Here is a 24,328-nt window from a genome sequence, read left to right on the forward strand (position 1 = left end):
CTGGTCGGGGCTTAATGTGCGGCGTAGCATACAAGGGCACGCGCAGGATGCCCAGCAAAAAATGGCACAGGTTGTTTCAGCCGGGCCGCTGCTGGCGGAAATGCGACCAGTGGAATACCCAACCGATAATCTCCAGGCCCTGCGCCTGGCGCTGGGCGCAGGTGTAGCGTTCGACGGCGTAATTGCGACGGTCATGGCTGTGCAGGTACAGCGTGCCCTGCGGGCCGAGGCTGAGGTTGTTTACCCTGAGCACGCCATTGTGCAGCAGGGCATAGGTTTCGCCCTCTATTACCCGGGTCATGCCCAGGTCCACGGCCAGGATGGCCTCCTGCGGAATAAGCGGGACCATGTTGCTGGCGGGCATGGCCAGGCAGATGGCGTGATGGGCGTGCACACCCAACCCTTTCAGCGCTTTTGCCGGCAGGCGCAGGTGTTTGCTGGCCACCGGCGCAAGCAGGCCGTTTCGCAGTTCGTAAAAAGGCACCCTCAGCTCCCGGGCACGGTGTGCCGACAGTGGGCTGGGCGGGTTGGCCGGTGCCTGGCGTGGCGCGTGGTTGCGCTGGATCGGGTTTGGGTGTTTGGGCCCTTCGCCTGTGCGTAGCCAGCGCCGATGCACACAGAACAGGTCGGCCATTTCGTCCAGGCGGGCCAGGGGTACGCCGCGGTTGAACCAGTTGTTGACGTGCTGCGGTGTGACGCTGCGCTGAGCGGCGAAATCAGAAGCGGACAGGCCACATTCGTGGAGAAGGGCTTTGAGGCGGTCGCCGGAAGTGTTCATGGGGGCGAGTGTAGCGACGGGGTACCCGCAAGGAAATGAACCGCTTGTTGACGGAATTTGTACGAAAAGTGCCTGCTTGTAGGGCGTTGGTGTAGGACTGCGTAGGACTTTTTACCGAATGAAGGTGCTGTCGCCCCTTCGGGCAAAAAAAAACCCGCCGGAGCGGGTTTTTTTTACAACCGGTATCAGCCTTTGTAGGCAGCAACCGATTTGGTGATCGCAGCACGGGCGGCGTCAGCGCCATCCCAGCCTTCGATCTTGACCCACTTGCCCTTCTCGAGATCTTTGTAGTTGGCAAAGAAGTGCTCGATCTGCTGGATCAGCAGGGCTGGCAGGTCGGTGTATTCCTTCACGTCGACGTACAGCTGCGACAGCTTGTCGTGAGGAACAGCGATGACCTTGGCGTCACCGCCGCCGTCGTCGGTCATGTTCAGGATGCCAACCGGACGGGCGCGGATAACCGAGCCTGGCGCTACCGGGTAAGGGGTAACCACCAGCACGTCCAGCGGATCACCGTCGTCAGCCAGGGTGTTCGGGATGAAGCCGTAGTTGGCTGGGTAGAACATCGGGGTAGCCATGAAACGGTCGACGAACAGGGTGTCGCTGTCCTTGTCGATCTCGTATTTGATCGGCGCGTGGTTGGCCGGGATTTCGATGGCGACGTAGATGTCGTTCGGCAGGTCTTTGCCCGCCGGAATCTTGCTGTAGCTCATTGGGCAGTGCCCCCGTGTTTGACCAAAAAAGTGGCGGCGATTATAGGCACATTCTGCCGGGGCATGCCACGCCTGGCCTGATGTGCGGCCCCGTCAGGCGTGGCTTTCGCGGTACTCGGGGTGTTCGGCCTGCAGCCGAAGCAGCCGCGCCAGCGGGTCTTGCCGGTAGAACTGCGACAACTGGTGGTAGACCCGTGGATAAGCCTGATGCAGCAGGTCGGGGGCACTAAAGAAGTATTCGCTGGTGACAGCAAAGAACTCCGCCGGGTTTTCCGCGGCATACGGGTCGATGGCGGTTTCGGCGTCGGGGTTGTTGTCCAGCTGGCGGTTGAGGTCGTCGTAGGCCTGCTGCATGGCCGTTGCCCACTCATCCACCGGCATGCCGCTGTGCAGCGGCGGCAGGCCGTTGGCATCGCCATTGAGCATGTCGAGCTTGTGCGCCAGCTCATGGATGACCAGGTTGTAGGCCTCCCAGCCACCGCTGGCCAGCACGCCGTTCCAGGCCAGGATGATCGGCCCCTGTTGCCAGGCCTCGCCGCTGTGCTCGCCGTCCCACACGTGCTCCACGCCACTGGCATCGCGGTGGCGCTGGGGGCTCTTGAAGTCGTCGGGGTACAGGATGATTTCGTGGAAGCCCTGGTACCAGTTCAGCTCGCCCAGGTGCAGCAGCGGCAACTGCGCCTGGGCGGCCAGCAACAGGCGCTGCTCGTCGTCGGGTTCGACACCTGGCAGGCAGGTGAGGTGCTTGTCGAGCAGGAACAGGATGCAGGCTTCGCGCAGCCAGTGGTCTTCGTCGTCGCTGATGCCGTCCAGCATGGGCAGGCGCTCGCGCACGGCCTGCCACTGCTTTGGCTCGATGGGGTAGCGCGCCAGTGCGCGCTTGCGCCGCCAGGCGCTGAACGACCACATGCCTGCTGTTCTCTAAGTGTTCAGTGAGCCTTGGCCGCACGGCCCAGGCGGCCGCGCAACAGGCCGAGGATCATCGGTACCAGCGACAGGATGATGATGCCCACCACCATCAGCGACAGGTGCTGCTTGATGAATGGCACGTTGCCGAAGAAGTAGCCCAGGGTGACCAGGCCGCCGACCCACAGGATTGAACCGGCAACGCTGAAGCCCAGGAAACGTGGGTAATGCATGTGGGCGATGCCGGCGACGAACGGTGCGAAGGTGCGCAGGATGGGCAGGAAGCGCGCCAGCGTCACGGTCTTGCCGCCATGGCGTTCATAGAACTCATGGGTGCGCTGCAGGTAGTCGCGGCGGAATATTTTCGAGTTGGGGTTGTTGAACAACCGCTCGCCGGCTGTTCGGCCGATCACGTAGTTGGTGCTGTCGCCCAGGATTGCGGCAGCCATCAACAGGCCAGCCAGCAGCACCGGGTCCATACCGCCACCCGCCGCTACGGCGCCAGCGATGAACAGCAGCGAGTCGCCCGGCAGGAAGGGCATTACCACCAGCCCGGTTTCGCAAAAGATCACGGTGAAAAGGATGGCGTAGATCCAGGGACCGTAATTGGTGACCAGCAGATCGAGGTAGGCATCGAGATGCAGGATAAGGTCCAACGGGTTGAAATCCATGTACAGCACCTGTGTTCTTGGGCGTAGGCTGGGTTACCTGGGGATGGGTAAATTTTCACACATGACAGGTGGGGCATTATACGGCGAAGTGACGATCATGCCCGGGGAGTTTGTAGCGGGGGGTTACGGTGAAGGGCCTGGATAGTTGTATCGACTGTACCGGCCTCATCGCCGGCAAGCCAGCTCCCACAGGTTGACCACTAGCTCAGGGCAGTAGTTGACCTGTGGGAGCTGGCTTGCCGGCGATGAGGCCGGGGCAGGCATGAGGGTCAATCCTGGCTGATGGGCAGGATGTAGCTCTTGAACTCGGTATCTTCACGAAACCCGATGGATTCGTAGGTCTTGTGCGCTACCTCATTGTTCGCGCTTGTCGACACCCGCATGCGCACGGCGTTGGTCTCTTTGGCCATTTTCTTCGCTTCACGCATCAGGTGGTCGGCCACCAGCATGCGCCGCGAGTCTTCGGCCACGTAGATGTCGTTGAGAATCCACACGCGCTTGAGCGACAGCGACGAGAAGCTCGGGTAAAGCTGGCAAAAGCCCATCAACTTGCCGTCATCATCATCGGGAAGTGCCAGGTAAATCACTGATTCATCCCGCTTCAGGCGCTTTTCCAGGAAGCTGCGCGAGCTGTCGGGGTAGGGGAGCTGCCCGTAGAACTCACGGTATTTGACGAACAATGGCGTGAGCAGGTCGAGGTGTTCCAGGGTTGCCTTGATGATGCGCATGTGCGGCCCTCAGAGTCCATTTAGGGAAACAGCGGAATGCCAGCGGCTTACAAGGGCATGCTGCCCAATGCGCGTCACAAGTGCAATCCGCCTTCCGTGACATGTTGTTTACTCTTTGCCGAGCAGGAAGTTGCCCTTCTGGTTACCAGTGTGCTCACTTTCCAGGCTATGGACCTCGGCTTCGTCCTTGAGATTCACTCCGGAAAGCTGCCGACGGCAGGCTTCGCGCATCAGGTACAGCAGGCGGTGCGCCGCCATGCCATAGCTCAACCCCTCCAGGCGGATGTTGGAGATGCAGTTGCGGTAGGCATCGGTCAGGCCGACTTTTGGCCCGTAGGTGAAATACAGGCCAAGGCTGTCGGGGGAGCTCAGCCCCGGGCGCTCGCCGATCAGCATCACGGTCATCCGTGCGCCCAGCAGTTCACCGACCTCGTCAGCCACTGCCACGCGGCCCTGCTGCACCAGCACAACCGGGGCGCTGGTCCAGCCGTCAGCGGCGGCCTGTTCCTCGAAACGGACCAGGAACGGCAAGGTGTGGCGGTGCACCGCCAGCGCCGACAGGCCATCGGCGACCACAATGGCCAGGTCGACGCCGCCGGGGTTGGCCTGGGCATGCTGGCGCAGGGTGGCAATCGACTCTTCGTTCAGGCGCCGGCCCAGGTCCGGGCGCTGCAGGTACTGGTGGCGGTCAGTGGCAGCGCTGTGCAGCACGAGGCTTTCGCGCCCGCGGTCACCCAGCTGGGTAGCCAGGCCGGCATGGTCGAAGGCCAGGTGCACGGCATCGCGGGCCTGGGCATGGGCGAACTGGAAGTCCAGCTGCGCCCCGGTCGGCAGGCTGGTACCAGCACGGCCCAGGGCGATGCGCGCCGGGGTCAGGTTGCGCAGGGCCAGCCAAGGGTTGTCGGGGGTAGGCGTGCGATGGTCCATGGTCATCCCTATGCAAGCTGTGCCAAGGCCTGGCGGAAGGCCGGTGGCAGGTTGTCACCAAAGCGCACCCGGCCATCGGCCTGGGTGAAGATGCCGGTGCGGGCCAGCCATGCCTCGAATTCCGGCCCGGGCTTCAGGCCCAGGGTCTGGCGCGCGTACAGCGCGTCGTGGAACGAGGTGGTCTGGTAGTTGAGCATGATGTCGTCGGAGCCGGGGATGCCCATGATGAAGTTGATCCCGGCCACCCCCAGCAGGGTCAGCAGGGTATCCATGTCGTCCTGGTCGGCTTCGGCGTGGTTGGTGTAGCAAATGTCGCAGCCCATCGGCACGCCCAGCAGCTTGCCGCAGAAGTGGTCTTCCAGGCCCGCGCGGATGATCTGCTTGCCGTTGTACAAGTACTCCGGGCCGATGAAACCGACCACGGTGTTGACCAGAAACGGCTTGAAGTGGCGGGCCACGGCATAGGCGCGGGTCTCGCAGGTTTGCTGGTCGACGCCATGGTGGGCGTTGGCCGACAGTGCGCTGCCCTGGCCGGTTTCGAAATACATCAGGTTTTGCCCGAGGGTGCCGCGTTTCAGCGACAGGCCCGCTTCGTAACCCTCCTGCAACACGTTCAGGTTGATGCCAAACCCGGCGTTGGCCGCCTCGGTGCCGGCAATGGACTGGAACACCAGGTCCAGCGGCACGCCACGGTTGATCGCCTCGATCGAAGTGGTGACATGGGTCAGCACGCAGGCTTGGGTGGGGATGTCGTAGCGCTGGATGATGGCGTCGAGCATTTCCAGCAGGGCACAGATCGAGGCGATGCTGTCGGTGGCCGGGTTGATGCCGATCATCGCGTCGCCGTTGCCGTACAGCAGGCCGTCAAGAATGCTGGCGGCGATACCGGCCGGCTCGTCGGTCGGGTGGTTGGGCTGCAAGCGCGTAGACAAGCGCCCGCGCAAGCCCATGGTGCCGCGGAACCGGGTGACCACGCGAATCTTCTGCGCCACCAGCACCAGGTCCTGCACGCGCATGATCTTCGACACGGCCGCAGCCATTTCCGGCGTCAGCCCTGGCGCCAGGGCGCGCAGGCTGTCTTCATTGGCCTCTTCGCTCAGCAGCCAGTCGCGCAGGCCGCCCACGGTCAGGTGGCTGACCGGGGCGAAGGCCTGGGCATCGTGGGTGTCGATGATCAGCCGGGTGACTTCATCGGCTTCGTAAGGGATCAGGGCTTCATTGAGGAAATGGGTCAGCGGGATATTGGCCAGCGCCATCTGCGCAGCGACACGCTCGCCGTCATTGCTGGCCGCGACGCCTGCCAGGAAGTCCCCCGAGCGGGCCGGGCTGGCCTTGGCCATCACGTCCTTGAGGCTGTCGAAGCGGTAGACCAGGTGGCCTACCGTGTGTACGAAACTTGCCATACAGAATCTCCAGAGCCGCGGGTTGCCCCGCGGCGGGTGGCGGCAATCAGTGCAAGGCCTCTTCGGCCTGCTGGATGGCGGCGAATTCCTCTTCCGGCGTGCCCGCGACCAGGTGGTGGCGGCTGTAGAAAGCAAAGTAGGCAATTAGTACCGCATAGATCACTGCGGCGCCAATTACCACCCGTGGGTCGACCAGGAAGCCGGCAACCACGGCGATGCACGCCAGCACCAGTGCCACGCCCGAAGTGAAGATGCCACCGGGGGTGCGGTACGGGCGCTCCATCTTCGGCCGGCGGATGCGCAGGGTGATGTGCGCGGCCATCATCAGCACATAGGACAGCGTAGCGCCGAACACCGCCACCAGGATCAGCAAGTCGCCCTGGCCGGTCAGCGACAGGGCAAAGCCGATGATGCCGGGGATGATCAAGGCCAGTACCGGGGCCTTGCTTTTGTTGGTCTCCGACAGTTTGCGCGGCAGGTAGCCGGCACGGGAGAGGGCAAAGATCTGGCGGGAATAAGCGTAGATGATCGAGAAGAAGCTGGCGATCAGCCCGGCCAGGCCGACCAGGTTGACGAAGCCGCCCATCCAGGTGCTGCCGCCGTAGGCCTTGGACAGCGCTTCGACCAGCGGGTTGCCGGATGCCTTCAGCGCTTCGGAGCCTGCACCACCGGGGCCGACCACCAGGATCAGCAGGGCGAAGGCCAGCAGTACCAGCATGGCGCCGATCAGGCCGCGTGGCAGGTCACGCTTGGGGTTCTTGGTTTCTTCGGCGGCCAGCGGCACGCCTTCGACGGCAAGGAAGAACCAGATGGCGTAAGGGATGGCCGCCCACACGCCGACATAGCCGAACGGCAGGAAGCTGCTGGCGCCTACTGCGTCCGTTTTGGCGATGTCGAACAGGTTGGCTGCATCAAAATGGGGCACCATGCTCACCAGGAACACCGCCAGGGCGATGGCGGCGACGGCGGTGATGATGAACATCAGTTTCAACGCTTCACCCACACCGAAGATGTGGATGCCGATGAACACGGTATAGAACGCCAGGTAGATCACCCAGCCGCCGATGCCGAACAGTGACTCGCAATAGGCGCCGATGAACACGGCGATGGCAGCGGGCGCAATGGCGTATTCGATGAGGATTGCCGTGCCGGTCAGGAAGCCGCCCCATGGGCCGAACGCACTGCGGGCAAAGCCGTAGCCGCCGCCTGCGGTGGGGATCATCGACGACAGCTCGGCCAGCGAGAAGCACATGCACAGGTACATGGTGGCCATCAGCAAGGTGGCGAGGAACATGCCGCCCCAGCCGCCCTGGGCCAGGCCGAAGTTCCAGCCGGCATAGTCGCCGGAGATGACATAGGCCACGCCCAGGCCGACCAGCAGTACCCAGCCGGCGGCGCCTTTTTTCAGTTCACGTTGCTGGAAATAGTCCGACCCGACTTTTTCGAAGTCGACGGAAGAGCCTGCCGGCGAGCCGGCGGAATGATCGCTTGGCATAGATTCACCTGTTGTTTTTCTTGGTGGCCGGAAGGGTTCGGGCCGATGGTGATGTGTACTGCAGGAAGCGAGCCAGAGCGGTTGGTGCACGGTGCCGCTCTGGGTTTTGTGTAGATCAGGTCCGGCCTCTTCGCGGGCTTGCCCGCTCCCACAGGTATTGCATCGGTTCTGGAAGCAACGATGAACCTGTGGGAGCGGGCGAGCCCGCGAAGGCCGCGACGCTGTTTAGAAGAAGCCCAACGGGTTGATGTCGTAGCTCACCAGCAGGTTCTTGGTCTGCTGATAGTGATCCAGCATCATCTTGTGGGTCTCGCGGCCGACGCCGGACTTCTTGTACCCGCCAAACGCGGCATGCGCGGGGTACAGGTGGTAGCAGTTGGTCCACACACGCCCGGCCTTGATCCCGCGGCCCATGCGGTAGGCACGGTTGATGTCACGGGTCCACACGCCGGCACCCAGGCCGAACTCGGTGTCGTTGGCAATCGCCAGTGCTTCGGCTTCGTCCTTGAAGGTGGTGACGCTGACCACCGGGCCAAAGATTTCTTCCTGGAACACGCGCATCTTGTTGTTGCCCTTGAGCAGGGTCGGCTGGATGTAGTAACCGGTGGCCAGCGAGCCTTCCAGCTTCTCGACCTTGCCGCCGGTCAGCAGCTCGGCGCCTTCTTCCTGGGCGATCTGCAGGTACGAGAGAATCTTCTCGAACTGCTGCTGCGAAGCCTGGGCGCCGACCATGGTGTCGGTGTCCAGCGGGTCGCCGCGCTTGATCTGCAGCACCTTCTTCATCACCACTTCCATGAACTGCGGGTAGATCGACTCCTGTACCAGGGCACGCGACGGGCAGGTGCACACCTCGCCCTGGTTGAAGAACGCCAGCACCATGCCCTCGGCAGCCTTCTCGATGAAGCTTGGCTCGGCCTGCATGATGTCTTCGAAGTACACGTTCGGCGACTTGCCGCCCAGCTCGACGGTGGACGGGATGATGTTTTCGGCCGCGCATTTCATGATGTGCGAGCCCACCGGGGTAGACCCGGTGAAGGCGATCTTGGCGATACGCTTGCTGGTGGCCAGGGCTTCACCGGCTTCGCGGCCGTAGCCTTGCACCACGTTGAGTACGCCAGGTGGCAGCAGGTCGCCGATTACTTCCAGCAGCACGGTGATGCCCAGTGGGGTCTGCTCGGCAGGCTTGAGCACCACGCAGTTACCGGCGGCCAGCGCAGGCGCCAGCTTCCAGGCCGCCATCAGGATCGGGAAGTTCCACGGAATGATCTGCCCGACGACGCCCAGCGGCTCGTGGATGTGATAAGCCACGGTCCCTTCATTGATCTCGGCAGCGCCGCCTTCCTGGGCGCGGATGCAGCCGGCGAAGTAGCGGAAGTGATCGACGGCCAGCGGAATGTCGGCGTTGAGGGTTTCGCGGACAGGTTTGCCGTTGTCCCAGGTTTCGGTAATGGCCAGCAGTTCAAGGTTCTGCTCGATGCGGTCGGCAATCTTCAACAGCACGTTGGAGCGGTCCTGCACGGAAGTGCGGCCCCAGGCGTCGGCAGCGGCATGGGCAGCGTCGAGCGCTTTATCGATGTCTTCGGCAGTGGAGCGGGGGAATTCGGCAATCAGTTTGCCATTCACCGGGGACGTATTCTCGAAGTACTGCCCCTTGACCGGAGCTACGAACTCGCCACCGATGTAGTTGCCGTAGCGGTTCTTGAAGGAAACCTTCGCGCCGTCGGTACCGGGATGTGCGTAACGCATGGTGTGTCTCCTGGCTGTTATGTTTGTTGAGGAGTTGAGAAGCGTAGAGCAAAGGTTGGGCCAGCGTTGGGCACCCTAGGCAAATCAATGATTTAGGTCAGTTGCCCGGCCCCGGTGAGCGGCCGTTGTGCCAGGGCCGGTACACGCGGGGGTGACACTTTGTGCCATTTGCGACACGTCACGGCAGGCTGCATTGCAAAGCCTTCCCGGGTGGAGGATGCTGATGTGACTCTCTATCTGCAGAGAACTACAACAATGCAGAGCAATCATTTCAGTCGCCATGCCCAGCAAGTCCATACCGTTGCCCATGGTGGCGCCGGGGAGGGCGGCAGTGACCCGTCCATCGCCCGCTCCTGGCTGCGTTGCCTGGAGGACTACCACCTCGACCCTGCGGTGATCGCGGCCCCGGTGGTGCTTGAGCACGGGCGCCTGCTGGAAAGCCGCGAGCGCCTGCGCCAGGTGCTGCAAATTGCCGACCCTGAAATGAACAGCCTGCACCAGCAGCTTTCCGGGGCCGGCCACGCGGTACTGCTGACCGACGCCCGTGGGGTAATCCTCAACTGCGTCAGCGCGCCCACCGAGCGGCGCAGCTTCGAGCGTGCCGGGCTGTGGCTGGGCGCCGACTGGAGCGAAGCGCGCGAGGGCACCAACGGCATCGGCACCTGCCTGGTCGAGCGCCAGGCCCTGACCATCCACCAGAACGAGCACTTTCGTGGCCGCCATACCGGCCTGACCTGTTCGGCGAGCCCGGTGTTCGACCCGCATGGCGAACTGCTGGCGGTGCTTGACGTATCGTCGGCCCGGCCCGATGTTTCGCGCCAGAGCCAGTTCCACACCATGGCGTTGGTCAACCTTTCGGCGAAGATGATCGAAAGCTGCTATTTCCTTCGCCATTTCGAGCAGCAGTGGCTGCTGCGTTTCCACCTGCAGGCCGAGTCGGTCGGCCTGTTCAGTGAAGGGCTGCTGGCCTTCGACGGTGACGGGCGCATCTGCGCGGCCAACCAGAGCGCGCTGAACCTGCTGGGTACTGTGCGCGGTGGCGTGCTGGGCAAACCCATGCAGCGCTTCTTCGCCTGCAGCCACGACGAATTGTTCAACCGCGCCATGCCCGCTGGCAGCACGGTATGGCCGCTACACACCCTGGACGGCCGCCAGGTGTTCGCCAGCCTGCGTGGCCAGGCCCGTACGCCGGTATGGTCAGTGCCCACCGCCTACCGGCAGCCCGTTCGCGAGGTGGAACCGGCCATCTGCCTGCTCGACCCGGCGTTGCAAAACGATTTTCGCCGCTGCGTGCGGGTGTTCGAGCGTGACGTGCCGTTGTTGCTGCGCGGCGAAACCGGTTGTGGCAAGGAGGCGTTCGCCCAGGCCGTGCACCAGGCCAGCGAGCGGCGCGGCAAGCCGTTTGTCGCCATCAACTGCGCCTCGATCCCGGAGAGCCTGATTGAAAGCGAGCTGTTCGGTTACCGCGGTGGCAGCTTTACCGGCGCACGCAAGGAAGGCATGCGCGGCAAGCTGTTGCAGGCTGACGGCGGGACCATGCTACTGGACGAGATCGGCGACATGCCGCTGGCCCTGCAAACCCGCCTGCTGCGGGTGCTGGAAGAGCGCCAGGTGGTGCCGATCGGGGGTGAACCGCAAGCGGTTGACGTGCGCATTGTCAGCGCTACCCACCGCCACCTGCTGGAACGGGTGGAGCAGGGCAGTTTCCGCGAGGACCTGTATTACCGCCTGAATGGCCTGGAGGTAGCGTTGCCGGCGGTGCGCGATCGCAGTGACAAGGCGCAGTTGCTGGACTTCCTGCTGCGTCAGGAGGCGCAGGGGCATCGGGTCGAGCTGGAGCCCAGTGCGCGCCAGGCGCTGCTGGACTTCACCTGGCCGGGGAACGTGCGGCAGATGCGCAATGTGCTGCGTACATTGGTAGCGCTTTGCGAAGATGCCCGAATCATGTTCTCGGATCTCCCCGCCGTCGTCCGCGAGGGCTCTGCCCTCGATCGCCGGCAAGCCAGCTCCCACCCCGATCACACTGGCTTCAAGCCATTTGTAAATCCAAGGGGATCCGGCTTGCCGGTGGCAGGGCCAGAGCAGGCGCTGGAAGGCAGTTGCACCTACAGGGTAAATAGGGCTTTCGAAGCTGACGCTGCACCTGTGGGAGCTGGCTTGCCGGCGATAGGGTCGGCAGCGTTGAAAGAGGCCGAGCGCCATGCGCTGCTGGCGACCCTGGAGGCAAAACACTGGCACCTGACCCGCGTCGCCGAGCACCTGGGCATCAGCCGCAATACCTTGTATCGAAAACTGCGCAAACACGGCATCACCAGGGCCGACTGAGCGAAACAGCGGGTGCGATTTGTCGCGCCCTGGGCTACCCTGCCTCGATGTTTTGCGAGGTCGACCATGCATATTCACATTCTCGGTATTTGCGGCACTTTCATGGGTTCGCTGGCAGTGCTGGCCAAGGAACTTGGCCATCGCGTCACCGGCTCGGACGCCAACGTCTATCCCCCGATGAGCACCCAGCTCGAAGCCCAGGGCATCGAGTTGACCCAAGGCTATGACCCAGCCCAGCTGGACCCGGCGCCAGACCTGGTGGTCATCGGCAATGCCATGTCGCGGGGCAACCCGGCAGTGGAGTACGTGCTGAACAAGGGCCTGCCTTATGTGTCCGGCCCGCAATGGCTGGCTGACCACGTGCTGCAAGGCCGTTGGGTACTGGCCGTTGCCGGCACTCATGGCAAGACCACCACCAGCAGCATGCTGGCCTGGGTGCTGGAACATGCCGGCATGAGCCCGGGCTTCCTGATTGGTGGTGTGCCGCAGAACTTCTCCGTGTCGGCGCGCCTGGGCGACACGCCGTTCTTCGTGGTCGAAGCCGATGAATACGACAGCGCCTTCTTCGACAAGCGCTCGAAGTTTGTCCACTACCACCCACGTACCGCGATCCTCAACAACCTTGAGTTCGATCATGCGGACATCTTCCCGGACCTGGCCTCGATCGAGCGGCAGTTCCACCACCTGGTGCGCACCATCCCGGGCGAAGGCCTGGTCATTCACCCCACCACCGAGCACGCGCTGGAGCGGGTCATCGGCATGGGCTGCTGGACCCCGGTGCAGACGACCGGCGAAGGTGGCCAGTGGCAGGCGCGCCTGCTCAGCCCCGACGGCTCGCGTTTCGAAGTGCTGTTCGAGGGCGAGGCGCAGGGCGTTGTGGACTGGGCAATGACTGGCCAGCACAACGTCGCCAACGCCTTGGCTACCTTGGCAGCGGCCCGCCATGTTGGCGTGGTGCCGGCCATGGGTATCGAAGGCCTGAGCGCCTTCAAGAGCGTCAAGCGGCGCATGGAAAAGGTTGCCGAAGTACAGGGCGTGACCATCTACGATGACTTCGCTCACCACCCGACCGCCATCGCCACCACCCTCGACGGCCTGCGCAAGCGCGTTGGCGAGGCGCCGGTGATTGCCGTGATCGAACCACGCTCCAACTCGATGAAGCTCGGCGCCCACCGTGACGGTTTGCCGGAAAGCGTCAACGACGCCGATCAGGTGATCTGGTACGCCCCGGCCAACCTCGGCTGGGACCTGGCCGCCACTGCGGCGAAGTGCAAGGTATCGAGCGTGGTGGCCGACAGCCTCGACGCGATCATCGAGCGGGTCAAAGGTCAGGCACGCCCGGGCACCCACGTGGTGATCATGAGCAACGGCGGCTTCGGTGGCCTGCACGGCAAGCTGGCCGAGGCCCTGAAGTGAGCGGGCCGGAACGCATCACCCTGGCCATGACGGGCGCCTCGGGCGCCCAGTATGGCCTGCGCCTGCTCGATTGCCTGGTGCGCGAGGACCGTGAGGTGCATTTCCTGATCTCCAAGGCCGCGCAACTGGTGATGGCCACCGAGACCGACGTGGTGCTGCCGGCCAAGCCCCAGGCGATGCAGGCATTCCTTACCGAATACACCGGCGCCGCCGATAGGCAGATCCGGGTGTACGGCAAGGAAGACTGGATGTCGCCGGTAGCCTCCGGCTCCGGCGCCCCGGCGGCGATGGTTGTGGTGCCCTGTTCCACCGGCACCCTGTCGGCGATTGCCACGGGGGCCTGCAACAACCTGATCGAACGCGCTGCCGACGTTACCCTCAAGGAGCGGCGCCAACTGATCCTGGTGCCGCGCGAAGCGCCGTTTTCCACCATCCACCTGGAGAACATGCTCAAGCTGTCGCAAATGGGTGCGGTGATCCTGCCGGCGGCGCCCGGCTTCTATCACCAGCCGCAGACCATCGACGACCTGGTCGACTTTGTCGTGGCGCGCATTCTCAACCTGCTGGCCATTCCCCAGGACATGTTGCCGCGCTGGGGCGAGCACCACTTCGGGGTGGATGATTGAAGCGAGCGCTGTTGGGTGTGGCGGCGCTGGTGATGCTGGGTGGCTGCGCCACGGTGCGCACGCTGGATGCTGCAAAACCTGGGGCGCCGGTGGTGTATGCCGGTACCCGGCTGGATTTGTACGTGATCAATGGCGGGTGCTGCCCGCGCGATCATTACGGGGCTGATGCACCGGCGTATCCACGCCTGGACCTGCCCGGCAGCATGGTGCTCGATACGCTGTTGTTGCCGTTGTCATTGCTGACTGCGGCCGGTGTCGGCTTCCAGGCCACCGGCGGCCTGTGATGGCCATTTCGCGGGCTAGCCCGCTCCCACAGGATTGTGTGGTCCTCAGTTGATCACAGTACCTGTGGGAGCGGGCGTGCCCGCGAAGAGGCCCTTTCAGGAAAAGCTTATATCTTGCCCAACTTGCGAAGCTCGTCCGACTCCACAATCCGCACCCCGTCTTCTTCCTCCAGCGCCAACCGCCACAAGGCCCGGGCCAAGGTACACGCCTCAATCCCCCGGTACTTGCCAGGTATCAACCTGGAAAACGGCGAAACCAGTTGTTCTGCCAGCCGTGGCTCGATCCGCTCGCCCAGCAGCAACGACGGCCGCACGATGGTCAGTTGCGGCCAGTCCTGGGCCTTGAGCGCCTCTTCCATCTCGCCTTTGACCCGGTTGTAGAAAATCGACGATTTCGGGTCGGCGCCCAGCGCACTGACTACCAGCAGATGCCGCGCGCCCATCTCCCGGGCACGCTTGCTGAACGCCACTACCATGTCCAGGTCCACTGCGCGGAAGGCCGATTCGGAGCCGGCCTGCTTCAGTGTGGTGCCCAGGCAGCAGTAAGCGATATCGACCCGCCCGGCCAGCTGTGGAAGGAATACCGCCGGGTCGCCCACCGGGTTTTCCAAGTGCGGATGCTCGGCCAGCGGCCGGCGGGTAGGCGCCAGTACGCGGGTGATGGTGGGTTCGTTGAGCAGGCGGTCCAGCAGGTGTTCACCGGTCAGGCCGGTAGCACCGGCAAGCAGGACATGCTGAGGCGTCAAATACATGATGTCTCTCCCTTGTTACACACAAGTCTAGTGGCTGCCAGGTGTTTTTGCCTGTGCCCCCACGTTGGCCTGTGCGGCGTTACGCAATGCTTCTTCGGCCTGTTGCCGGCGCAGGTGCTGCCAGTGTTCCAGTACTGCTGGCGGTGCCCACAGCTGCGGCTCCGAGGCCTCGAAGCCTTCCCTTTGTTCTCTTTCGGCAACGCTGGAGCGTGCCAGTTCAAACGCCTGTTTCAGGTCGTCGGTCTGGTTCAGTGCTTCTGCGAACAACGCATCGCCAAAGTAGGTGAAGTCGGCTTCTTCCGAGCACCCGAAGGATACGCGGTCGGCCCGGGCGGCGGTCATGATCACCGTGCGATCGTCCTTGAGCGGGGCGATGTAGCCCCCTGAATAGCAAGCCGAGATGACGATTACCTTGTCGCGGTCCTTCAATGGCGCCAGGGCAGTGGCCAGTTCGTCGGCAGAAAGGTCGGCCAGTTGCAGGCGCGGCTGGTCGAGCACCAACTGATGGTCCTGGCTGCCATGGCTGGTGAGGTAGATGAACACCAGGTCTTCGGGGCCGCTGCGTTCGGCCAGGGTACTGGCGGCGCGGGTGAGGTTCTCGCGGGTGGCCATGGGGCGGGTGGCCATGTGGTCACGATGGTTGACCAGGGTCACCTGGCCGCGGGCGCCAAAGCGCACCTTGAGCATGTTGCTGACGTAGTCGGCTTCGCGCAGGAAAACGCTTTGCTGGCCATCGCCGGCCACCACCAGGCTGTACAGCTGGATGGGCGGCGTTGAGCGCGGTACCCGGGCCAGCGACTCTTCAAGCAGCCGGCCCTGGTTGAGCAGGGCCAGGTCCAGTGGGTCGGGCAGCAGCTTGCCTTTCTGGTCGCGTACGCGCACACCGTTGGCCCAGGTGCCACCTTCGACCTGGCCGCTTGGCAAGGTCAGCTGGCCATGGCCATGGTAGGCATCGTTCAGGAAACCGCCGACGTAGATGCTGCCGTCGGCCAGTTGCAGGCTGCCCCGGCCCGACAGGCGCCAGTCGACGAATTCGCCCTTGTAGTGGCTGCCGTCACTGCCCAGCAGTTCGCCTTCACCCATCAGCGCGCCGTCCTTGAATTCGCCGATCCATACATCGCCATCGGCGTTTTCGTAGCGGCCTCGGCCTTCCAGGCGATTGTCCTTGAACTCACCGATGTACTGCTCGCCGTCGACGCTGTCGTACGTGCCGCTGCCTTGCAGCTGGCCGTTGACGAAGCGCCCACTGAACTGGTTGCCGCTGGCATCGCTGCGCACCCCGGCGCCGTTGGGCTTGCCCTTGGCGAACAGGCCCTGGTAGCGGCTGCCGTCGGCCAGTTCCAGCTCGCCTGCGCCATCGTACAGGTCGTCCTTGAACTGGCCGCGGTAGGTCTGGTCGGCTTGCTTGAGCGTGCCTTCGCCGTCGCGGCGGCCGTGCTTGAAGGTGCCGCCATAGTGGCTGCCCGGCGTGGTCAGGTCGCCCAGCCCCTGGAACAGTCCCTCGGCGAACTGGCCACGGTACACCTCGCCGTTCTGGCCATGCCATTCGCCCTGGCCATGCCACTGGCCGTCCTTGAAGCCGCCGGCGTACCAGCTGCCGTTGGGGTAATCGATACGGCCCTCGCCCTGCAGCAGGCCATCAACCACCTGCCCCCGGTAACGCCCCCCGTCGGGCAGGCGTGCGTCCGGCGCAAGCAGCGATTCGCCATCGCCACAGGCGGCGAGCAGCAGGACCAGGGTAATGGGGAGCAGTGGACGCATGGCGAGGACCGGGCAATAGGTCTGCCGAGTATGACGCAGAATGGGATCCTGAGACAGCTAGGGCAAGGCTTGTACGGCGCCTGAAGCTCACGCGGCCCCTGTGGGAGCGGGCGTGCCCGCGAACACCGGCGAAGCCGGTGCCATCCACCGCGGCGCATTTTTCGCGGGCAAGCCCGCTCCCACAGGATTCTGCACTGCCCCGGGGTCTTGTGCAGTACCTGTGGGAGCAGGATGTTGCTGCAGTCAGCGCACGCCCGGTGAAACGATGATCTTCACGTTCTCCTCTTTGTTGTTCACCAGTTCCTCGAAGCCCAGCTCGACAATCTGCTCCAGCCCGATCCGCCCGGTCACCAGCGGGCGGATGTCCAGCCTGCCATCTGCGATGAAGGCAATCACATCGGCAAACTCGCCGTTGTACGCCAACGCTCCCAGCACCTGCTTCTCGGTGGACACCAGCTCGAAGAAGTTGAACTCGCTGGCTTCTTCGAAAATGCCCACCAGCACACATTTACCTGCCTTGCGGATGGTGTCGATGGCCAGCTTGGCCGTGTGCTTGTTGCCGATGCACTCAAAGCTCACATCCGCCCCCAGCCCGGCGGTCAGCGCGCGGATTTCCTCCAGGGCGTCGCACTGGCTGGGGTCCAGCACCACGCTTGCACCCACTTCCTTCGCCTTGGCTTTACGCGCCGAAGACATCTCCAGGGCGATTACCTTCGCCGCCCCTGCGGCTTTGGCGCACATGATGGTGCACAGGCCGATGGTGCCGGCGCCAACCACCACAACAGTTTGCCCGAGCAGGCTGCCGGCCTTTTTCACCGCGTGCATGCCCACCGCCAGCGGTTCGATCAGTGCCCCTGCTTCTGCAGGGAAGCCTTGCGGCAGCCGGTACAACAGATTGGCAGGCACGTTGACCAGTTCGGCGAAGGCGCCGTTGTTCATCAGGCCGGTGAAGGCCAGGCGTTCGCAGATGTTGTACAGGCCGTGGGTGCAGTAATAGCAAGTGCCGCAATGCTGGCAGGCGTCAGCCGCCACGGGGTCGCCCACCGCGAACCCTTCCACACCTTCACCGAGCTTGGCGATCTGCCCGCAGAATTCGTGGCCGAGGATGCACTGGCCCTGGATGCCGGTCAGCGGGTGAGGCGCCTCCACCGGGATGAATACCGGGCCGGCGACGTATTCGTGCAGGTCGGAGCCGCAGATGCCGCACCAGTCCACCTTGATCTGTACCCAGCCGGGCGCAGGGTCGGCTGGCAAAGGCACCTGTTCGACGCGAATGTCGTTGCGGCCATGCCAGACGGCGGCGCGCATATGGTTGTGGCTCAGGTCATTCATTGTTGTTCTCCAGGCTCACGGATAGGGCTTAGTGCTTGCGCAGGAATGCAAGCAGTTGCTGGTTGACCTGTTCGGCCGCCTCCATCTGCACCATATGCCCAGCCTCGGGCAGCACCAGTACTTCTGCCTCCAGGCCTTCGGCATGGCTGGCCGGGATGATCGCGTCCTTGCCGCCCCACACCACCAGTGCCGGATGCTGCCCCAGCACCCCGCGCAGGTCGTGGCGCTGGCGGTCGCCGTCGGCAATGGCTGAGGCCAGCTGGCGCAAGGCGTCATCAACACCTTCCAGGCGCTTGAACTTGAGCATGTCCTCCAGCATTTGCCGGGTGACCAGCGCCGGGTCGGCAAACAGTTGCACCATCTGCGGTTTGAGGGCGTTGCGGTTGGCGGCGGCGACGAAGCCTTGCAAGTACTGCCCGTTGATCGCTTCGCCCAGGCCGGCACTGGCGACCAGGCTGAGGCTGGCCACCCGCTGCGGCGCCAGGCGTGCCACGTTGAGGCTTACCGCGCCGCCCATGGAATGGCCCGCCAGGTGGGCCTTGGCGATGTCCAGGTGGTCGAGCAGGGCCAGCACGGTTTCGCTCAGTTCATCCAGGTCGCCCCGCTGCAGGGCCTTGGCCGACTCGCCGTGCCCCGGCAGGTCGAGGGCGATCACCCGGCGTTCAGCGGCCAATGCCGGGTGGTTGAACAGCCAGTTGTTGAGGTCGCCGCCAAAACCGTGCACCAGCACCAGCGGCGTGCCGCCTTCCCCCAGCTCGAACCAGCGCAGCAGGCGGCCGCCAACCTCTGCCTTCTGTGGGGCCGGCCCCTGGGCCTGATCGGCGCCCCCCTCGGCGACGAACTCGGCCTGGAAGCGCTGCACCAGCGCATCGATTTCGGCTTCTTCGGCTTCGCCTTCCACCACCACGGCCAGCAACGCGCCCACTGGCAGGGTTTCATCCGGCTTGGCCACCTGGCGGCGCAACACGCCACTGAACGGGGCTTCGACGCTGCTGCTGATCTTGTCGGTCTCGACGTCCAGCACCTCGTCACCCTTGTTGATTTCGTCACCTTCCTGCTTGAGCCAGGTATCCACCCGGCCTTCGGTCATCGACAGGCCCCACTTGGGCATGGTCAGGGTATGGATCTGGCTCATGCGGCACTCCTTGCGGCTTCGATCACCTTGCGCACGGCTGCTTCGATCTTCGCCGCGTCAGGGATGTACAGGTCTTCCAGGGCATCGGAGAACGGCACCGGGGTGTGCGGTGCAGTGACCATCTCGATCGGGCCCTTGAGTGCGCCGAAGGCCTTCTGCGCCACCAGCGCGCTGATGTCGGTGGCCATCGAGCAGCGCGGGTTGGCTTCGTCGATCACCACCAGGCGACCGGTTTTTTCCACACTTTCAAGAATGCTGTCTTCGTCCAGCGGGCTGGTGGTGCGCAGGTCCAGCACTTCGCAGTCGATGCCCTGGCGGGCCAGGTTGTTGGCGGCTTCAAGTGCTACATGGACCATGCGGCCATAGGTGACCAGGGTCACATCGTCGCCATCACGCAGGAAGTTGGCCTCACCGAACGGCACGGTGTACACCTCTTCCGGCACCTCGCCCTGCATGCTGTACAGCAGCTTGTGCTCACAGAAGATCACCGGGTCGTTGTCGCGGATCGCCTGTATCAGCAAGCCCTTGGCATCGTAAGGGGAAGAAGGGCACACCACCTTCAGGCCGGGGATGTGCGTCCACAGCGAGGTGAGCATCTGCGAGTGCTGGGCGGCCGCACGCAGGCCGGCGCCGTACATGGTGCGCATCACCAGCGGGGTGACCGCCTTGCCGCCGAACATGTAGCGGAATTTGGCGGCCTGGTTGAGGATCTGGTCCAGGCAGCAGCCGGCGAAGTCCACGAACATCAGTTCGCACACCGGGCGCAGGCCTTGGGTGGCGGCACCGACGGCAGCGCCGACGTAGCCGATTTCCGACAATGGAGCGTCCAGCACGCGGCCGGGGAACTGGTGATACAGGCCCTTGGTCACGCCCAGCACGCCACCCCAGGCGTCCTCCTCGCCGGGTGCACCGGCACCGCCGGCGACGTCTTCACCAATGATGAACACCGTGCTGTCGCGGCGCATTTCCTGGGCCAGGGCTTCGTTGATGGCCTGCTGGTAGCTGATCTTTCTTGCCATGGTGGTTCTCCTGTTGTTCTTGTAATCCGCGGCTCAGGGGTAGCTGACGTAGACGTCGGTGAGCAGGTCGGCGGGCTGTGGCTTGGGATCGGACTTGGCGCGGCGCACGGCGTCTTCGATCAGGTCCTCGATGCGCGCGTCTATGGCGTCCAGTTGCTCGGCAGTGAGCAGGCCGGCGCGGGTGGTCTTGTTGCGGAACTGCATCAGGCAGTCGCGGGATTCGCGCAGGTTCTTCACTTCATCCGGCGCGCGGTAGGTTTGCGCATCGCCTTCGAAGTGCCCGTAGTAGCGGCTGAGCTTGACCTCGATCAGTGACGGCCCTTGCCCGGCACGGGCGCGCTCGATGGCGGCGCCCGCGGCCTCGTACACGGCAAAGAAGTCGAAGCCGTCGATGGTGACGCCCGGCATGCCGAAGCCGGCTGCGCGGTCGGCAATGTGGTCGCAGGCGACGGACCAGTTGGAGGCTGTGGCCTCGGCGTAGCCGTTGTTCTCGGCCACGAAGATGCACGGCAGGTTCATGATCGACGCCATGTTCATGGCCTCGAACACGGCGCCTTCGTTGGAAGCGCCATCGCCGAAGAAGGCCACCGACACGTCATCACGGCCCTTGAGTTTGGCTGCCAATGCCGCCCCGGCCACCAGCGGTGCACCGGCGCCGACGATGCCGTTGGCACCGAGCATGCCTTTTTCCAGGTCGGCAATGTGCATCGAGCCGCCTTTGCCGCCGCACACGCCGGTTTTCTTGCCATAGATCTCGGCCATCATGCCGTACACATCCACCCCCTTGGCGATGCAGTGGCCATGGCCGCGGTGGGTCGAGGCGATGCAGTCGCTGTCGCGCAGGTGGGCCATGACCCCGGCGGCGGAGGCTTCTTCGCCGGCGTACAGGTGGACGAAGCCGGGGATCTCGCCAGTGGCGAATTCCACGTGCAGGCGTTCTTCGAAGGCGCGGATGGTGCGCATCACTTCATAGGCATGCAGCAGTTGTTCGGTACTGAGTTGATTGGACATCTTGTTGTTCTCCAGGGTTGTCTCAACGCGGGTTTGCAGGGTGCAACCGGTGGCCGCGCGGGACGGCCAGCAGGTGATGGCGGGCGGCATGCGCCAGGACGGCCTCGACATCCACGCTCAGCGGGCCTTGGTGGTCGAGGGTGATGGTGGGTGTGTCGTGCTCGGCGAATTCGATTTCGCGCTCGCCGTCCAGGGCCAGGGTGCCGCTGGCCAGGCTCAGGCGATGGGCGACGCCGGGCGTCAGCGGGCCGCTGGCGGTGATGCCGCAGCCTTGCAGCAGGCCGGGCGCCAAGGGGGCGAGCAGCGCCTGTTCGGCAGCGGGGTTCAGGCGTACCCAGGCGCCGTGCGGGTCCTGGCGCGACACCGGGCACCACAGCCCGCACAAGGCTGACAGGCCAATGGCATGGGGCTCGGCGAAGCAGGCAAAGACTTCGCTCAAGTCTTCGCTGCGGCTGAGTGCACGGGCACCGATGAAGCGCTGGGGTGATACCGCCACTTCCACCAGGGCCCATTCGGCAAGCTGTTGCTCGGGCACTTTCACCAGCAGGCGCTTGTTGCGGCGCAGGCCGATGCTGGCCGGTACCTGGCCGCTGGCGAGCAGGCCGCCGGCCAGGCCCGCACTGGTAGCTTCACGCAGTTCGGGGAAGGCATTGTTGGTGCCGGTGGACAGCGTCAGCAGCGGTATGTCACCGGCCTCGGCAGCGACTGCCTTGTGGGTGCCGTCGCCACCGAGCACGGCGATCATCGCCACGCCACGCTCGACCATGCGGCGGGTGGCCAGGCGGGTATCGGCAACGGTCTGGGTCAGCGGCAGGTCGAGTATTTCGATGGCCGGCCAGTGCTGCTCACGGGCGCCGGGGCCCTGGCTGGCCTTGAGCACGGCGGCGGCTATGCCGGTCATGTCGCTGGGCAGCAGCACCTGGCCGATGCCAGTGGCTCCGAAGGCCGCCAGCAGGCGCTGGATCGCCGAGGCCTTGTCGGTGCTCGAATAGAGCCCGGCATTGGCGGTCAGGCGGCGCAGGTCGCGGCCAGAAGCAGGGTTGGCAATGATCCCGACGGTCGGGGCGGGTAGCGGCATGGCGCACCTCGTATTTTTGTTTGCAAGGGCAGGAGCAAGCGCGGTGCCAGCTTTTCGTGGATCGGCTGAAACGGCCGTGCCAGAGCGGTTTTGTAGCACTCAGGCAGGTGCTGATTGCGCTGCTGGCGAGACGCCGGGTGCCAGCGCGGGGCCTGGGTTGGCGAGACGCTGAGACGCAGCGTCTCAAGCCGGCCGGTAATCACACAGTGCTTGTCGGGGCATGCGTGGAAGCGCTTAATGGCCGGACAACGATAAAAACAGCAACGAGAACCGGAGGGCCTGAATGCTTGCCGCGAACTCCCGAGCCCATGTCGACTGCGTCAGCCGGGTGCTGAAGAACGCCGACCGCCTGCCACAGGCGCCGGTGCCAGCGCTGATCCTCGATTCATGGCGCCGTTCCATGGAGCTGTACCGCCTCGACCCCGGGTCCCAGCAGGGGCCGCGCATCCTGTCCCAAAGCCTGCTCAACGAATGCCGCGAACGCGCCGAGCTGTTTCTGCGCATCGCCAGCGATGCCGTGGCACGCCTGCACGAGCGGGTGCGCGGCGCCGACTACTGCGTGCTGCTGACCGATGCCCAGGGGCGCACCATCGATTACCGGGTCGAATCGGCCATCCGCAATGACTGCCGCAAGGCCGGGCTGTACCTGGGCACCTGCTGGTCGGAGGGCGAGGAGGGCACCTGCGGTGTAGCGGCGGTGCTGACCAGCAAGGCCCCGGTCACGGTGCACAAGCGCGATCACTTCCGCGCAGCCTTCATCGGCCTGACCTGCACCGCGGCGCCGGTGTTCGACCCGCTGGGCGAGTTGCTGGGGGTGGTGGATGTCTCGGCCTTGCAGTCACCCGACGACCGCCGCAGCCAGCACCTGATCCGCCAGTTGGTCGAGCAGACTGCCCGTGAAATCGAAAATGCCTTCTTCATGCACAGTGCCCAAGGCCACTGGGTCATGCGCGCCCACGGCACCCCGGGTTATGTGGAGAGCCAGCCCGATTACCTGCTGGCCTGGGATGCCGATGGCCGCTTGCAGGCCATCAACAGCCTGGCGCGGCAACGGCTGGTGCAGCACCTGGGGCGCTTGCCCGAGCACATTGGCGAACTGTTCGACATGGGCCAGCTACGGCGCGTCAACACGTCGTCCGCCCAGCGCCTGCCGGGCCTGGGTGGGCTGTATGGCCGGGTCAGCGCCCCGCAGCAACGCCAGCGCGCGCAGCCCTTGCAGCAGGCGCAGGACGCCCGCATCGAGCATCATCTGCGGCTGGCCACGCGGGTCAAGGACTGCAACCTCGCGGTGCTGGTCCAAGGCGAAACCGGGGCCGGCAAAGAAGTGTTTGCCCGCCAGCTGCACCAGCAAAGCCAGCGCCGCGACGGGCCATTCGTCACCCTGAACTGCGCCGCCATCCCGGAAAACCTGATCGAGAGCGAACTGTTTGGCTATGTAGCCGGGGCCTTTACCGGGGCTTCCAGCAAAGGTATGCAGGGGCTGTTGCAGCAGGCCGATGGCGGCACCCTGTTCCTTGACGAAATCGGCGACATGCCGCTGAACCTGCAAACCCGCCTGCTGCGTGTGCTGGCCGAAGGCGAAGTGGCGCCGCTGGGTGCAGCACGGCGCGAGCGGGTGGATATCCAGGTGATCTGCGCCACCCACCGCGACTTGGCGAAGATGGTGGCGGAGGGCCGTTTTCGCGAGGACCTGTACTTCCGTCTGGCCAATGCCCGGTTCGAGTTGCCGCCGCTGCGTGAGCGCGAGGATCGTTTGGGGCTGATTCACCAACTGCTGGCCGAGGAGGCGCAAGCGTGTTCGGTGGAGGTGGTGTTGGCGGATGCTGCGTTGCAGTCGCTGCTGCTTTACCGCTGGCCGGGGAACCTGCGCCAACTGCGGCAGGTGTTGCGTTATGCCTGTGCGGTGAGTGAAGGCGGGCAGGTGCAGTTGCAGGATTTGCCGCAAGAGGTGCGCGGTGATGCGGTTGTTTCGGTTGAAAGCGGCGTGTCCTGCCCGGCCCGGCAGTTGTTGCTGGATGCACTGATCCGCCATCGCTGGAAACCGGCCGATGCAGCACGGGCGTTGGGTATTTCGCGGGCTACCTTGTATCGGCGTGTGCATGAGCACTGCATCGAGATGCCGCGGATGAAGGGGTAGGGCCCTGGGGCTGCGCTGCAGCCCAATCGCCGGCAAGCCAGCTCCCACCCCGACCGCATCGGCCTCAAGCCATGCGCAGTACCTG

21 protein-coding genes are annotated in these 24,328 nt (G+C 64.4%); 5 read left to right on the plus strand and 16 right to left on the minus strand.

Annotated features, from left to right (window positions below; translation table 11 throughout):
* Nucleotides 1-76: 76 nt before the first annotated feature.
* The 9 genes from PP4_RS03120 to exaC form a co-directional block, all read right to left on the minus strand.
* Nucleotides 77-778 carry a LexA family transcriptional regulator gene (locus PP4_RS03120; RefSeq protein ID WP_016497834.1) on the minus strand — a complete coding sequence of 234 codons (702 nt, stop codon included), beginning with the start codon at nt 776-778 and terminating at the stop codon, nt 77-79.
* Nucleotides 779-963: 185 nt separating this feature from the next.
* Nucleotides 964-1,491, minus strand: coding sequence for an inorganic diphosphatase (gene ppa / locus PP4_RS03125; RefSeq protein WP_016497835.1), 528 nt, complete (start codon nt 1,489-1,491; stop codon nt 964-966).
* 93 nt (nt 1,492-1,584) lie between these two features.
* Nucleotides 1,585-2,400 (minus strand): M90 family metallopeptidase, encoded by an 816-nt coding sequence (locus tag PP4_RS03130; RefSeq protein ID WP_016497836.1) that lies wholly within the window; start codon nt 2,398-2,400, stop codon nt 1,585-1,587.
* A gap of 20 nt (nt 2,401-2,420) precedes the next feature.
* Nucleotides 2,421-3,068, minus strand: coding sequence for a DedA family protein (locus PP4_RS03135; RefSeq protein ID WP_041167541.1), 648 nt, complete (start codon nt 3,066-3,068; stop codon nt 2,421-2,423).
* Between the two features lie 269 nt (nt 3,069-3,337).
* Nucleotides 3,338-3,796, minus strand: coding sequence for a GNAT family N-acetyltransferase (locus tag PP4_RS03140; protein ID WP_016497838.1), 459 nt, complete (start codon nt 3,794-3,796; stop codon nt 3,338-3,340).
* 108 nt (nt 3,797-3,904) lie between these two features.
* On the minus strand, nt 3,905-4,723 hold the full coding sequence (gene eutC, locus PP4_RS03145; protein ID WP_041167957.1) for an ethanolamine ammonia-lyase subunit EutC: 819 nt from the start codon (nt 4,721-4,723) through the stop codon (nt 3,905-3,907).
* Nucleotides 4,724-4,731: 8 nt separating this feature from the next.
* Entirely contained in the window at nt 4,732-6,126 is a 1,395-nt protein-coding gene (locus tag PP4_RS03150; RefSeq protein WP_016497840.1) for an ethanolamine ammonia-lyase subunit EutB, read from the minus strand.
* A 46-nt stretch (nt 6,127-6,172) separates the two neighbouring features.
* Complete coding sequence (gene eat / locus PP4_RS03155; RefSeq protein ID WP_016497841.1) at nt 6,173-7,621, minus strand: ethanolamine permease; 1,449 nt, start codon at nt 7,619-7,621, stop codon at nt 6,173-6,175.
* Nucleotides 7,622-7,846: 225 nt separating this feature from the next.
* On the minus strand, nt 7,847-9,367 hold the full coding sequence (gene exaC / locus PP4_RS03160) for an acetaldehyde dehydrogenase ExaC (RefSeq protein WP_016497842.1): 1,521 nt from the start codon (nt 9,365-9,367) through the stop codon (nt 7,847-7,849).
* A gap of 255 nt (nt 9,368-9,622) precedes the next feature.
* Between exaC and PP4_RS03165 the strand changes: the two genes are divergently transcribed.
* The 4 genes from PP4_RS03165 to PP4_RS03180 all read left to right on the plus strand — a co-directional run bounded on the left by PP4_RS03165 (nt 9,623) and on the right by PP4_RS03180 (nt 14,018).
* Nucleotides 9,623-11,692 (plus strand): sigma-54-dependent Fis family transcriptional regulator, encoded by a 2,070-nt coding sequence (locus tag PP4_RS03165; RefSeq protein WP_016497843.1) that lies wholly within the window; start codon nt 9,623-9,625, stop codon nt 11,690-11,692.
* 66 nt (nt 11,693-11,758) lie between these two features.
* Nucleotides 11,759-13,108, plus strand: coding sequence for a UDP-N-acetylmuramate:L-alanyl-gamma-D-glutamyl-meso-diaminopimelate ligase (mpl, locus tag PP4_RS03170; RefSeq protein WP_016497844.1), 1,350 nt, complete (start codon nt 11,759-11,761; stop codon nt 13,106-13,108).
* Nucleotides 13,105-13,734, plus strand: coding sequence for a flavin prenyltransferase UbiX (ubiX, locus tag PP4_RS03175; protein WP_016497845.1), 630 nt, complete (start codon nt 13,105-13,107; stop codon nt 13,732-13,734). The genes mpl and ubiX overlap by 4 nt, the downstream gene beginning before the upstream one ends.
* Complete coding sequence (locus PP4_RS03180; RefSeq protein WP_041167543.1) at nt 13,731-14,018, plus strand: YceK/YidQ family lipoprotein; 288 nt, start codon at nt 13,731-13,733, stop codon at nt 14,016-14,018. The genes ubiX and PP4_RS03180 overlap by 4 nt, the downstream gene beginning before the upstream one ends.
* 107 nt (nt 14,019-14,125) lie before the next feature.
* On the opposite strand, the gene PP4_RS03185 is transcribed toward PP4_RS03180, so the two are convergent.
* The 7 genes from PP4_RS03185 to PP4_RS03215 all read right to left on the minus strand — a co-directional run bounded on the left by PP4_RS03185 (nt 14,126) and on the right by PP4_RS03215 (nt 22,106).
* Nucleotides 14,126-14,770: an oxidoreductase gene (locus PP4_RS03185; protein ID WP_016497847.1), complete on the minus strand. Its 645-nt coding sequence runs from the start codon at nt 14,768-14,770 to the stop codon at nt 14,126-14,128.
* A gap of 27 nt (nt 14,771-14,797) precedes the next feature.
* A complete protein-coding gene (locus PP4_RS03190) occupies nt 14,798-16,531 on the minus strand; it encodes a C13 family peptidase (protein WP_016497848.1) in 1,734 nt (577 codons plus the stop codon).
* A 243-nt stretch (nt 16,532-16,774) separates the two neighbouring features.
* Nucleotides 16,775-17,839: a 2,3-butanediol dehydrogenase gene (locus PP4_RS03195; protein WP_229609785.1), complete on the minus strand. Its 1,065-nt coding sequence runs from the start codon at nt 17,837-17,839 to the stop codon at nt 16,775-16,777.
* Between the two features lie 52 nt (nt 17,840-17,891).
* Entirely contained in the window at nt 17,892-18,998 is a 1,107-nt protein-coding gene (locus PP4_RS03200; RefSeq protein ID WP_016497850.1) for an acetoin dehydrogenase dihydrolipoyllysine-residue acetyltransferase subunit, read from the minus strand.
* On the minus strand, nt 18,995-20,017 hold the full coding sequence (locus PP4_RS03205) for an alpha-ketoacid dehydrogenase subunit beta (protein WP_016497851.1): 1,023 nt from the start codon (nt 20,015-20,017) through the stop codon (nt 18,995-18,997). The genes PP4_RS03200 and PP4_RS03205 overlap by 4 nt, the downstream gene beginning before the upstream one ends.
* A 33-nt stretch (nt 20,018-20,050) precedes the next feature.
* Nucleotides 20,051-21,028, minus strand: coding sequence for a thiamine pyrophosphate-dependent dehydrogenase E1 component subunit alpha (locus PP4_RS03210; protein WP_016497852.1), 978 nt, complete (start codon nt 21,026-21,028; stop codon nt 20,051-20,053).
* 22 nt (nt 21,029-21,050) lie between these two features.
* Complete coding sequence (locus PP4_RS03215; RefSeq protein ID WP_016497853.1) at nt 21,051-22,106, minus strand: ATP-NAD kinase family protein; 1,056 nt, start codon at nt 22,104-22,106, stop codon at nt 21,051-21,053.
* Nucleotides 22,107-22,389: 283 nt separating this feature from the next.
* On the opposite strand from PP4_RS03215, the gene PP4_RS03220 reads away from it, so the two are divergent.
* Nucleotides 22,390-24,243, plus strand: coding sequence for a sigma-54-dependent Fis family transcriptional regulator (locus PP4_RS03220; protein ID WP_016497854.1), 1,854 nt, complete (start codon nt 22,390-22,392; stop codon nt 24,241-24,243).
* The last annotated feature ends 85 nt before the right edge of the window (nt 24,244-24,328 follow it).

The sequence above is a fragment of the Pseudomonas putida NBRC 14164 genome, from assembly GCF_000412675.1.
Lineage (GTDB): Bacteria > Pseudomonadota > Gammaproteobacteria > Pseudomonadales > Pseudomonadaceae > Aquipseudomonas > Aquipseudomonas putida.